General features: G+C 69.5%; 8 protein-coding genes. 2 read left to right on the forward strand and 6 right to left on the reverse strand.

What is annotated here, in order from left to right:
• Positions 1-68: 68 nt before the first annotated feature.
• Positions 69-1,535: a cellulase family glycosylhydrolase gene (locus ACFYZ8_RS17685; protein ID WP_388532066.1), complete on the reverse strand. Its 1,467-nt coding sequence runs from the start codon at positions 1,533-1,535 to the stop codon at positions 69-71.
• A 203-nt stretch (positions 1,536-1,738) separates the two neighbouring features.
• On the opposite strand from ACFYZ8_RS17685, the gene ACFYZ8_RS17690 reads away from it, so the two are divergent.
• A complete protein-coding gene (locus ACFYZ8_RS17690) occupies positions 1,739-2,992 on the forward strand; it encodes an ROK family protein (protein WP_359028295.1) in 1,254 nt (417 codons plus the stop codon).
• Between the two features lie 16 nt (positions 2,993-3,008).
• Here ACFYZ8_RS17690 and ACFYZ8_RS17695 read toward each other — a convergent pair whose 3' ends face one another.
• The 4 genes from ACFYZ8_RS17695 to ACFYZ8_RS17710 are packed head-to-tail and all read right to left on the reverse strand — an operon-like array spanning position 3,009 to position 8,323.
• Positions 3,009-3,857, reverse strand: a complete 849-nt coding sequence (locus ACFYZ8_RS17695) for an ATP-binding cassette domain-containing protein (RefSeq protein WP_359028294.1) — start codon at positions 3,855-3,857, stop codon at positions 3,009-3,011.
• A complete protein-coding gene (locus ACFYZ8_RS17700; RefSeq protein ID WP_388530240.1) occupies positions 3,854-5,629 on the reverse strand; it encodes a dipeptide/oligopeptide/nickel ABC transporter permease/ATP-binding protein in 1,776 nt (591 codons plus the stop codon). Before ACFYZ8_RS17700 ends, ACFYZ8_RS17695 begins: the two co-directional genes overlap by 4 nt.
• Positions 5,630-5,641: 12 nt before the next feature.
• The gene (locus ACFYZ8_RS17705; protein ID WP_359028292.1) at positions 5,642-6,631 is read right to left on the reverse strand and encodes an ABC transporter permease; all 990 of its coding nucleotides are present in this window, start codon (positions 6,629-6,631) and stop codon (positions 5,642-5,644) included.
• 9 nt (positions 6,632-6,640) lie between these two features.
• On the reverse strand, positions 6,641-8,323 hold the full coding sequence (locus ACFYZ8_RS17710) for an ABC transporter substrate-binding protein (RefSeq protein ID WP_388530237.1): 1,683 nt from the start codon (positions 8,321-8,323) through the stop codon (positions 6,641-6,643).
• 230 nt (positions 8,324-8,553) lie between these two features.
• Here ACFYZ8_RS17710 and ACFYZ8_RS17715 point away from each other — a divergent pair, with 230 nt between their 5' ends.
• Complete coding sequence (locus ACFYZ8_RS17715) at positions 8,554-10,995, forward strand: glycoside hydrolase family 2 protein (RefSeq protein WP_388530234.1); 2,442 nt, start codon at positions 8,554-8,556, stop codon at positions 10,993-10,995.
• Positions 10,996-11,149: 154 nt separating this feature from the next.
• Here ACFYZ8_RS17715 and ACFYZ8_RS17720 read toward each other — a convergent pair whose 3' ends face one another.
• Positions 11,150-12,565 (reverse strand): FAD-binding oxidoreductase, encoded by a 1,416-nt coding sequence (locus ACFYZ8_RS17720; protein ID WP_388530231.1) that lies wholly within the window; start codon positions 12,563-12,565, stop codon positions 11,150-11,152.
• Positions 12,566-12,653: the final 88 nt, after the last annotated feature.

The raw sequence follows: 12,653 nt of genomic DNA on the forward strand, positions 1-12,653 counted from the left end.
CGGCCTGGGCGGCTTCGTATGCGTGGGTGTGCGTTCGTATGCGGTGCGGGCAGCCGCTGGGTGCCCGGTTACGTGGTGTAGGGGTCTTGGCCGAGGAGGTGGGCCTTCAGACCCTCCCCGACGCCAGGCTCCGGAGTGCCGGACCAGTCCTTGATGAGCACGGCACCGGTGCTGCAGCCCCACGGGTTCCACGTCCACGCGAGATAGCCCATGTCGTGCGCGTCGGCCCAGTCCACCAACCGCTGCATGTAGTCGAAGCCGCAGTTGTCCTGGCCGAACTCACCGATGACGACCGGCACTTGCTGCGCGAGCGGGGCGACCTGGCTGTCCCAGCAGGATTCGGTCGCGCAGGCGTTGAAGCTGTACGAGTGCCAGGACGCGGCGATGTTGTTCAGCGGATCGGCCGGCTTGTGGGTCAGCCACTCCCGCATGTCGTTGGCCCACTCCAGGCCACCCAGCATGAGGACGTTGGTCGCGCCGGTGGCCCGGACGGCATCGACCAGGTCCTGCATGCCGGCGGTTTCATAGGGAAGGCCGGTGCAGGTGCCGCCGTCTCGCCAGCAGTTCCAGCCGACGGTCTTGTCCCAGTCGCTGGCGATCTCGGGGTACGGCTCGTTGAACAGATCGAAGACGACGGCGTCGTTGCCCTTGAAGGCGTTCGCGACACCGGTCCAGAACTGGGGGGCGTACTGCGCGTCCGGCATCGGTTTCTGGCATGTCGCGGTGGCGTCCTTGCAGTGCCAGTCCGGCCCGTTGGTGTAGGCGCCGCGGTTCCAGTGCAGGTCGAGGATCGGCGTGATGCCGTTGGCCACCAGCAGGTTGACGTAGTCCTTGACGCCTTGCTGGTAGGTGGCTCCGCTGGGTGAACCGTTGATGCCGAGCCAGCATTCCTCGTTCAACGGCAGGCGTACCGCATGGATGTTCCAGGTCTTCATCGCGTCGACGGAGGCCTGGTCGACCGGGCCGCTGTCCCATTGCCCCTTGCCCTGCACACAGGCGTACTCACCACTGGAGCGGTCCACACCCAGCGGCCGGTACTGCTTGCCGTCCGCGGTGAGGAGCTTGTTGCCGGAGACTTTCAGCTTCGGGGCCGGGCCGCCGGGGCCACCGGGTGGAGTGGGGTCGGGGGTCGGGGATGTCACCGAGCCGGTGCAGGTGACGCCGTTGAGGGCGAATGACGCGGGGTCCGGGTTGGCGCCCTTCCACGCCCCGGTGAAGCCGATGGAGACAGACCTTCCGGTGTCCAGTGACGCGTTCCAGTCGAGGCTCGCGGCGGACACATGGGTTCCGGACTGCTTCCAGGTGGCGCTCCAGCCGTTGGTGACCTTCTGGTCCGCGCTGGGGAAGTCGAAGGTCAGGGTCCACCCTCGCACGGCGGCGCCGAGATTGGTTATCGCCACGTCCGCGCTGAATCCGTCCGTCCACTGGCTCTGCACCGTGTACTTGACCGAGCAGCCGGTGGCGGCCGCCGATGCGGGCAGGGTGGCGGTCGCGAGGCCACCCAGGATCAGCACACCGGCGGCGCCGGTGGCCATTAAGGCGTGATGAGGTCTCACCTGATCTCCTCGTTGCCGTGAGGGGCTGATGGGAGCGATGCGTCCATCGTTAATTTGGTAACTTATGAAAGTCAAGGCGCCTGCAACCCCCTTCTGCGCGCTGGGAGTCGGGCCGGAACAAAAGATCCTGGGCAGCCTAAGTAAACTCATCTTCCAAAGCCCCGGGACGAAGGGAGGGACACGTGGCGACCAGTCCGCTCTGGGCGAGCCGGCTGAAGACGCGCGGCTTGGTCCTCGATGTGATCAGGTCGGCGCGGGCGACCAGCCGGGTGGAGCTCGCAGCGGCGACGGGTCTGACCGGTGCGACCATCTCCGAGGTGGTGCGTGAGCTCATCACCGACGGCCTGGTCGTCGAAGCCGGACGCGGCGCACCGACCGGCGGCAAGCCGCGCACGCTCGTCCAGCTCAACCCGCAAGCCCGCTACAGCGTCGGAATCCAGCTCGAACGCAACACGTGTGTGGTCGTGGTGGTCGACCTCGCCGGCCGGCAGGTGGCTCGGACATCGTTCGAAGGTACGGCGGTGATGCCACCGGAGCGGGCGCTGCCGATGGTGGCGTCCCAGGTGGAGGCTCTGCTGGCCACCGCGGCGGTCGACCGGGAGAAGGTGCTGGGCGTGGGCCTGGTCTGCTACGGCCCGCAGGACCGGCGGGCGGGCACGTTACTGACCCCGCAGCCCACCGAGGAGTGGCTCGGCTGCCCGGTCGCGCCGCGGCTCGCGGAGAGCCTCGGGCTTCCCGTCCTGCTCGACAACGACGCCGCCGCGGCCGCGATCGGCGAGTACTGGCTGGGAGCGGTCGCCCCGGGCAGCACCTACGGCTGCATCTACATGGCCACCGGCATCGGCGGCGGGGTCGTCACGGGCGGTGAGGTGTATCGCGGCAGTTCGTCCAACAGTGTGGAGATCGGCCACATCTCCATCGACGTCAACGGCGACGAGTGCCCGTGCGGCAACGTCGGCTGCCTGGAGAACTACGCCGGTCCCTCCGCCCTGGTCCGGCAGGCCATGGACATGCCGCAGCTGGCCCAGCGGCTGGCACTCGGCCCGGCCTACGACGACCTCCTCACCGAGTTCGCGCGGATCGCGGCCGCCGCGAACGCCGGTGATCCCGATGCCCGGAGCCTCGTCGAGCGGTCGGCCCGTCATCTGGGGTACGCCGCCGTCACGATGGCCACCTTGTTCGACGTCGACACGATCGTGCTGGCGGGGCCGAGTTTCGCCGTGGCGGGCTCGATCTACCAGTCGGTGATGCAACAGGAGGTGGACCGGCGCACGTTCGCGCGCCGGGTGCATCCGGTGCGGGTCGTGCCGTCGGTCAACGGCTCGGACGCGGCGGCGATCGGCGGGGCGGTCCTGGTCCTGCAGAGCGAGCTGACTCTCGCCCACCCGCAGGACGGGGTACGGCCGTTGCTCGCCGGCACGGGCGAGACCCCGTGACTCTCCGGCCACCTCCCTAGGGGTGCTCGTACGGCGGCATGCTGCCTGCCTTGATCACCTCCGCGGGGTCGATGTTCACGGATCGGCCCCGTGCGGCCGGGTCGGGTGACGCCGCGGCCAACAGCTGGGTGTAGGGGTGTCGCGGGGTGCGGATCACCTTGTCCGCGGGGCCTCGCTCGACGACCCGTCCCCGGTAGAGGACCAGGATGTCGTCGGCGAAGTGCCGCGCGGTCGCCAGGTCGTGGGTGATGTAGAGGACGGCGAGATTTTCCTCCCGCTGCAGGTGGGCCAGCAGGTTGAGCACATCCAGCCGGATCGAGACGTCCAGCATGGAGACCGGCTCGTCGGCCACCAGGACGGTCGCACCGGGCGCCAGTGCCCGGGCGATGGCCACGCGCTGGCGCTGGCCGCCGGAGAGTTCGTGTGGCCGGCGGTGCCCGATGGCGGCGGCCGGCAGGCTGACCCGCTCCAGCAGTTCCGCCGCCGCGGACCAGGTCCCGGTGCGAGTCCTGGCGCGACCGTGCAGGCGCAGCGGGCGCGCCAGATGGTGCGCGATGGTGTGGAAGGGGTTCAGCGAGGCGAACGGGTCCTGGAACACCATCTGCACATGGTGGCGGTAGTCGCGATCCGGGACCGGTGCGCCATCGGCTCCGGTGAGGGTGACCCGGCCGCCGGTGGGCCGTTCGAGGCGGGCGATGATCCGGGCGATCGTGGACTTGCCCGACCCGGATTCGCCGACCAGTGCCACCGTGCGGCCCGGGGTGAGGGTGAACGAGACATGGTCGACGGCCCGCAGCCGGGCGGGGTGAAGACCACCGCGGACCCGGAACTCCTTGACCAGGTCTGCCACTTCCAGCACCGTCATGACGCGCCTCCGGATCGCACGAACGCCCCAGGCTCGCCGGTGAGGCTGGGGAAGGAGCCGAGCAGCCTGCGGGTGTACGGGTGCCTCGGCCGGTCCCGGATGTCCTCGGCCGACGTGTTCTCGACGATCCGGCCGTCGAGCATCACCGCGATCCGGTCCGCGACCTCCAGCAGCAGGGGAAGGTCGTGGGTGATGAACAGGACGGCGAAGCCGATCTCGTCGCGGAGCCGCGTGATCTCCTGAAGGATGCCCCGCTGCACGACCACGTCGAGCGCGGTGGTCGGCTCGTCCAGGACGACCACCTGCGGATCGAGCAGCATGGCCATGGCGATCATCACCCGTTGCCGCATCCCGCCGGAGAGCTCGTGCGGGTAGGAGCGCAAGCGCCGGGGATCGACGCCGACCATCGTGAGCAGGTCGGCGCAGCGGGCCCGCCGGGCCGCGCGGGACATCGCCGGCCGGTGCGTGGTGAGCACGTCCTCCATCTGGGCCCGGACGGTCAGGACGGGGTTGAGTGCGTTCATCGCGCCTTGGAAGACCATGGACAGCTTCGCCCACCGGAAGGCGCGCAGCTCTTCCGGGGACAGGGTGAGCAGGTCGAGCGCATCGCCGTCCCGGTCGTGGAAGGTCACGGAGCCGCCGGTGATCTCGGCGGGTGGCAGGTGCAGCCGGTTCACCGCGTACGCGAGGGTGGTCTTGCCGCAGCCCGACTCGCCGACCAGACCGAGGATCTCGCCCCGCCGCAGCGTGAGGGACACGTCCCGCACGGCCTGCACCGGCTGTTCGCCCTGGTAGGCCACGGACAGGTCGGTCACGCTGAGCACCACGTCGTCCTCGTGGCTCGGCACGGGGACGGGGGCAGGGCGGGCCGCGCTTCGGGCCGCGCTTCGGGCCCGCCTCGGGAGGTGCCGCAGCGACGGGTTGATGATTTCGTCGATGGTGAAGTTCACCAGGGCGAGACCGCAGCCGAACAGGGCGATGATCAGCCCTGGCGGCACGAACCACCACCAGGCGCCGCGCTGGAGGGCGAATCCGTTCTGCGCGTAGTAGAGCATCGTGCCGAGGGTCGACGAGGAGGACGCGCCCAGGCCCAGGAAGGACAGGCCTGCCTCGCTCAGTATCGCGGCGATCACGGAGAAGACGAACTGGGAGGCGAGCAGCGGCAGCAGGTTGGGCAGGATTTCGACGCCGATGACCCGCCCGGGTCGCTCCCCGGCGACGCGGGCGGCCAGCACGTAGTCCCGGTTGCGCAGGGACAGGGTCTGGGCGCGCAGGACGCGGGCCGACCCGGCCCAGCCGGTGATCGCCAGCACCAGCGCGATCGTCCAGGAGCCGCGCTGTTCCGGCGGGACGAGCGCGGAGATCACGATGATCAGGGGCAGGCCGGGGATCACCAGCATCACGTTGGAGAACAGCGAGAACGCCTCGTCGACGACGCCGCCGAGGTAGGCCCCGACGATGCCGAACAGCGCCGCGAGGACGGTGGCCAGGACGCCGACCAGGACACCGATGGTGAGCGAGCCCCGGGTGGCGTAGGCGATCTGGGCGAGTACGTCCTGACCGGTCTGGGTGGTGCCGAGGAGATGCCCGCTGCCCGGCGAGGTCAGACCGATGTTGTCGATCCGGTCCGGGTCGCCGGCCAGCAGGGGGCCGACGAGACCGAACAGGGTGATCGCGAGGATCAGGGCGGATCCGACGGCCAGCTTGGGTGACCGGCGCACACGCCAGTCGTTGCGGAGACGCGGCTGCACGGCGGGGTTGATGTTCGTCATCTGTGTGCCGCCTCAGCCGCTGGTCCGGGTGCGTGGGTCGATGAGGCCGTACAGCAGGTCGACGGCGAGGTTGGCGGCGAGCACCGTGACCGTGATGACCAGGAAGATGGCCTGCATGAGCGCGTAGTCGTTGTTCTGCACCGCCTGCAGCAGCTTCGACCCGATGCCGGGGTAGGCGAAGACCTGCTCGGTGACGATCGAACCGGCGACGACGAAGCCCAGGGAGATCGCGAATCCGGCGACGGACGGCAGCACCGCGTTGCGCGCCGCGTACCGGATCATGACGCGTCGCTCGCTGAGGCCTTTCGCCTTGGCGGTGAGCACGAAGTCCTCGGCCATCGTCGAGACCATCATGTTCCGCGTTCCCAGCACCCAGCCACCGACCGACGAGATCACGATGGTGGCCGCGGGCAGAATGCCGTGGTACAGCGCGGAACCGATGAAGTCGGTGTACGGGCCGGGGGTGAGGGCGACGTCGTACCCGCCCAGAAGGGGGAACCAGCCCAGCCCCGACCCGAGAGCGGCGACCAGGATGAGCGCCAGCCAGAAGTACGGCACCGCGGACAGTACGGTCGACGCCGGCACCAGCGAGTCCAGCCAGGTGCCGCGCCGCCACCCCACGAACACGCCCAGCACGATCCCGGACACGACCGCCAGGACGGTCGCGATCCCGACCAGGGCGATGGTCCAGGGCAGTGAGGTGGCGATGACCGTCGAGACGGGGGTCGGGAAGTCGCTCACCGAGATCCCGAAGTCACCGCGCAGCAGGTTGCCCAGGTACGCGATGTACTGCCTGAGCAGCGACTCGTCCGTGTGGGCACCGAGCAGAAGCTCGTACGCCCGGCGCGCGGACGGGTCGACTCCGCTGCCGTGCTGTTGCAGTTTCGCCAGCAGGATGCCCGCCGGATCGCCCGGCATCATCCGCGGGATGAAGAAGTTGAGCGTCACCGCCGCCCACAGGGCGACCAGATAGAAAGCGAGTTTGCGCAGGTAGTACCGCATGGGTCGGCCTCACTTCCCAGTGGGCTTGAGACGCAGGTAGACCTCCGCGCTGTCGGGGCTCTGCCAGACCGCCGGGAAGGCATAGGGGTCGCTTTCGGTCGGCCAGCCGGTGAACTTGGCGTCGTGGTAGACGTTGATCGTGCCCTGGGTGAGCACCGGGATGTACGGCATGGCCTGCTCGATGCGCGTCTGAACGGTCTCGAGGTAGGGCTGCCGCGCGGCGGTGTCGGTGGGGTTGATGTGCTTGAGCGCGGCGAGAGCCCGGTCGATCTGCGGATCGGAGAAGCGGCCGGCGTTCGAGCCGGGTTTGGCGCCGACCCTGGCGGTCTGCGCGGTGCTGAAGAAGTAGGTGTAGAGGTAGTACGGGTCCGGCGCGGGTCCCTGGTAGAGAGAGTCGATGATCAGCTGGTAGGCGCCGCGGTCCCTGGAGTCGACGAACTCGTTCCAGGACAGCTGCTGCGGGGTGAGCTTGATGCCGGCCTTCTTGAGTTGCTGGCCGATCGTGTTCACCGCGGTGATGTAGTCGGTCCAGCCGGAGACGGTCTTCACCGTCAGTGCCAGCGGCTTGCCGTCCTTGGCGTAGATTCCGTCGGAACCCTTGGTGTAGCCGGCGTTCTCCAGGGTGCGTCGCGCCTCGGCCACGTCCGGCCGCATCGGCGCGATCGCGTTCCGCAGCTTGCCCGAGATCAGGGCCCGGTCCCGGTGCGGCAGCAGGAAGCTGGGTGAGATCTCGTCGGCGGTGTCATCGAACGCCAGCGCGTTGAGCTGGGTCCGGTCGATGGCGTGGTAGATCGCCCGGCGCACGGCCGGGTCGGTCTGCGGGCCCTGGCAGCCGAGTTCGGCGTTGCTGCAGGTGCCCAGGACGATCTGGTTCACCGGTGTGATGACGGATTTGTAGCCGGGGTAGTTCTTCGCCACGTCCTTGATGCCCGGCACCGGCCCCGTCTGCCAGTCGATCTGCCCGGCCTTGAGGGCGGTGACGCCGGACTGGTTGCCGGACAGGGCGGGGTAGCGGATCTTCTTCACCGCGGGTTCCCCGCCCCAGTAGGCCGGATTCGCCTTCAGCGTGAACGCCTGCGGCTTGAAGTCATCGAGCAGGTACGGACCGGTGCCGACCGGATCCTTGAGGACGGCGACGGCCGGATCGGCGAGGCCCTTCCACTTGTGCTCGGGCACGATGTAGGTCTTGCCCAGGACCGCCGGGCCGTCGACGAACGACGGCTTGTCGAACGCGATGGTCACGTGCGTGTCGTCCACCGCCGTGGCGTGGCCCGCGTATCCGGCGTTGTTCATCCCCTTGTGCTTGGTGATCATGTCGAGGGTGAACACGACGTCGGCGGCGGTGAACCGCTGACCGTCGGACCACTTGACTCCGTCCCGGAGGGTGATCGACAGCTTGGTGCCGTCGTCGTTCCAGGAGAACTCCTTGCCCAGCCATGGCACCGGGGCGTCCTTGCGGACGATGTTGTAGAAGAACAGCGTCTGGAAGATCGTCCCGGTCCCCCCGATGGCCGTCGGCGCGAACGGGTTGAAGTTGATCTGATAGTCGCTGGCCTGCCCGGTGTACGCGATCAGCACCGGGGTGCCGCCCTGGGCCGGCGTGCCTGACGACTGGCATCCCGCGGCGGTGAGCGCCACGGCGGCCAGGATGACCCCGGCGCGCTTTCTCACGCCGCGTTCTGTCGACAGCATGGTGAGGTCCTCTCGTCGTGGCGCTCGGTGGTGCAGCGACGTGGGAGCTGGCCCGGACATTATTAAGTTCGCTAAGAAAGCGGTCAATACTGATGACACGATGCCCCAGCTCTTCCTGAAAGGCCGATAACACCGGGAGGATCCCGCATGCCGTTGACTTAGTTAAGTCGCCTGAGTAAGCATCGTCCGGGATCGTGCCGATGACCGACGAGGGGACACGGATGATCAGGATGACGTTGCACGACGGCTGGAGCCTGCGGGCTGTGGGAGGGCAGGTGCCCGACGCCCTGGCGGACCGTCAGGTGCCCGCCCAGGTACCGGGAAGCACCCACCTCGACCTGCTGGCCGCCGGTCTCATCCCGGATCCGTACCTGGACCGCAACGAGGCGGCGCTGGCCTGGATGCATCGCGTCGACTGGCAGTACACGACCGTGTTCCGGGCCTCGGGGCCGTCACCCGGTGAGCGGACGGATCTCGTCTTCGAAGGCATCGACACGGTCGCCGCCGTCGAGCTGAACGGCGACGTGCTCGGGCACACCGCCAACATGCACCGCGGCTACCGGTTCGACGCCCGCCCGTCGCTGCGTGAGGGCCTCAACGAGCTGACGGTGTCGCTGAGTTCAGCGCTCACTCACGCCGAGGAGGCGGAGGCGGGGCTCGGCCGGCGGCAGCGCGCCTACCCCCATCCGTACAACGCCATCCGGAAGATGGCGTGCTCGTTCGGCTGGGACTGGGGGCCGGACCTGCAGACCGCCGGCATCTGGAAGCCCGTACGGCTGGAGCGGTGGACGGCCGGGCGGCTGGCGCAGGTGCGCCCGCTGGTCACCGTCGACCCCGACGGGACCGGCCGCGTCGAGGTACATGTGGACGTGGACAGCGCCGACGGCCGCGCGTACACCGTGGCCGTCACGATCGGCGGCGGCCATGCCCGGACGGTGGTCCGCGGCACCACGGCGCACGTCACCGTCCTCGTGCCTGACGTCCGGTTGTGGTGGCCGCTGGGTTACGGCGACCAGCCGCTGTACGACCTGACCGTCACGCTCCTGGCCGACTCGGAGCCCGTCGACACGAGCCGGCGCCGGATCGGGTTCCGCACCGTCACCGTGGATACCGAGCCGGACGAGATCGGTACGCCGTTCACCTTCGTCGTCAACGGCGAACGGGTCTTCGCCAAGGGTGCCAACTGGATCCCGGACGACCACTTCCTCACCCGCGTCACTCCGCAGCGGACGGCCCGCCGGATCGGCCAGGCCGTCGACGCGAACATGAACATGCTGCGGATCTGGGGCGGCGGCATCTACGAGAGCGACGACTTCTACGACGCCTGTGACGAACGCGGCGTGCTGGTCTGGCAGGACTTTCCCTTCGCCTGCGCCTTCTACGCGGAGGAGGAGCCCCAGCGCTCGGAGGTCGAGGCGGAGGCGCGGGAGAACATCACCCGGCTCATGACCCACCCGTCGCTCGTACTGTGGAACGGCAACAACGAGAACCTGCCCGCCTACACCGACTGGGGCTGGCAGGACGGCCTGAAGGGACGCAGCTGGGGGCTCGGCTACTACACCGAGCTGCTGCCCGGGCTCCTCGCCGAACTCGACCCCACCCGCCCCTACGCACCGGGCAGCCCCTACAGCCCCGGCGACCTCCCACCGAACGACGCCCATCACGGCACCCGCCACGAATGGGATGTGTGGAACGCGCTGGACTACACCCACTACCGCCATCACGTGCCGCGGTTCTGCGCCGAGTTCGGCTTCCAGGGCCCGCCCACCTGGGCCACCCTCCACCGCTGGATCCACGACGAGCCGCTGACACCCGTATCGCCCACGCTCCTGCTCCACCAGAAGGCCGAGGACGGCAACGGCAAGCTGCACCGTGGTCTGGAGCCCCACCTGCCGGTCCCGGCCGGCCTGGAACGGTGGCACTGGGCGACCCAGCTCAACCAGGCCCGCGCTGTGAGGTTCGGGATCGAGCACTTCCGCTCGTGGTGGCCGCGCACCGCCGGGGCACTCGTCTGGCAGCTCAACGACTGCTGGCCGGCCGTCTCCTGGTCCGCGGTGGACAGCGACGAACGGCCCAAGCCCCTCTACTACGCGATCAAGCAGGCGTTCGCGCCGCGGCTGCTCACCGTGCAGCCCCGTGACGGCAGGATGACGCTGATCGCGGTGAACGACCACGACCAGCCGTGGACGGGTACCGCGCTCGTGACGCGACAGACGTTCGGCGGCGAGGTGCCGGCCGCCGCCGAATTGCCGCTCAGCGTGCCGCCCCGGTCCACAGCCCAGCTGTACCTCACCGACGACCTGCTCGAACCCTCCGAGCCCCGCAGCGAAGTGCTGGTCGCGACCGCAGGCGAGGAGCGTGTCCATCACCTGTTCGGCGAGGACCGCGATCTCGACTACCACCCGGCGCCGTTCACCGCCCGCGTCGAGCCCGTGGCCGGTGGCTATCGGATCGACGTCCGGGCCACCTCCTACGTCCGTGACCTTGCCCTGCTGGCCGACAAGGTCGCACCCGACGCGGTCGTGGACGACATGCTCGTCTCCTTGCCGGCGGGAGAGTCCCGGAGTTTCCTCGTGCGCACGTCGACGAAGCTGCATCAGCCGGCCGCCTTGCTGGGCCGGGACGTGCTGTGCTGCGCCAACACCGTGGCCCGCGCTGCCGAGCATCTTTGACAGGCCCTCGCATCCGGTCTGTGTCACCAGCCTGCCGGCCGCGGCCTCGGGCTCCTCGCCGGAGGCCATCGGCGCGATCCTGGCCGGGACGTTCACGGCGCGGGCGGCCTGCGGATCGGCGGCGCGGAACCGGAGTCGACCGATCAGCGCGCGGCTACGGCCGCGCCCCGTGCGACGGCTTGGGCGCCGGCTGGATGTTCTGGTTCAGGCGGAAGACGTTGTCCGGGTCCCGGTCGGCCTTGACGCGGGCCAGGCGCTCGTAGTTGCCGCGGTAGCTGGCGCGGACGCGTTCCTGGCCCTCGTCCATCATCATGTTGACGTAGGCGCCGCCCGCCGAGTACGGGTGCAGGGCGTCGAAGTAGTCGACGGTCCACCGCTTGACCAGCTCGGCGTTGGCCGGGTCCGGGTCCACGCCGGCGAAGACCGAGGCCCAGTTGGCGTGCCGGTAGGCCCAGGGGGTCTCGTCCTGGCCCACGTCATGGGCGGCGCCGTCGCTCGGGTAGAGGTGCATGGTCGACTGGACGGTCGGCACCTCGGCACCGAACTTGGCGTGGAGCTGGACCGCCTCGTCGGGGATGGTCTCGACGAAGTCGGCCCGCCAGTACCACTGGTGGCCGGGCGGATACAGCCCGTCGAACATGGCCTGGAGGTCGGGGTGGGGCATGACCATGGGGGCGTGCAGCAGCGGCGCGGGCAGGGCGTCGAGCAGCGGGGCCATCTCGCGGGCGGCGGCCTCGGTGTCGTCGCCGGTCCAGCACCAGACCACGCCCGCCGTCTTGCGGAGCTGGATCTCCTCCGGGAACGGCGGGGCCGGCGGGACGGTGCCGTACAGGAAGAAGCCGCCCAGTTCGCGGGGCGCGTTCAGGATGAACTCCCGGTAGGCGGCGAGGACTTCGCCGCCGACCTCGACGGGCCAGAAGGTCGGTCCGGCGATCACCGTACTGATCTCGTGCAGCCGGAAGACGAACGAGGTGACGACGCCGAAGTTGCCGCCGCCGCCCCGGATCGCCCAGAACAGGTCGCTGTTCTCGTCGGCGCTCGCCCGCACCCGGTGGCCGTCGGCGAGGACGACGTCGGCCTCCAGCAGGTTGTCGATGGTCAGTCCGCAGCTGCGGGTGAGGTGGCCGAGCCCGCCGCCGGTGGCGATGCCGCCGACGCCGGTCGTGGAGACGATGCCGCTGGGCGTGGCGAGGCCGTGGGCGTTGGTGGCGCGGTCCACCTCGCCCCAGACACAGCCACCGCCGACCCGCACGGTGCGTGCTTCCGGGTCGACCTGGATGTCCTTCAGCGGGGACAGGTCGGCGACCACTCCCCCGTCGACGGTGCCGAGTCCCGCACCGTGGTGACCGCCGCCCCGCACGGCGAGCCGCAGGCCGTGGGAGCGGGCGAAGCCGATCGTGCGGGCCACCGCGTCCGCGTCGCCGCAGCGGGCGACGAGGGCGGGACGCCGGTCGATCATCGCGTTGTAGACGGTACGGGCCTCCTGGTAGCCGGGGTCCTCGGGGCCGATCAACTCCCCGTTGAATCCGGTCAGTTCACGACGTGCGGCGTGGGCGGGCGTGCTGGACATGGGGTCCCCCGTTTCCGAATCGGGTCGATTCGCCCGTTCTACTCGCGTCACCGCGTGTCGGACATCCGTGACCGTCACTCAGCTCGAC

The sequence above is a fragment of the Streptomyces sp. NPDC001668 genome (assembly GCF_042893155.1).
GTDB lineage: Bacteria > Actinomycetota > Actinomycetes > Streptomycetales > Streptomycetaceae > Streptomyces.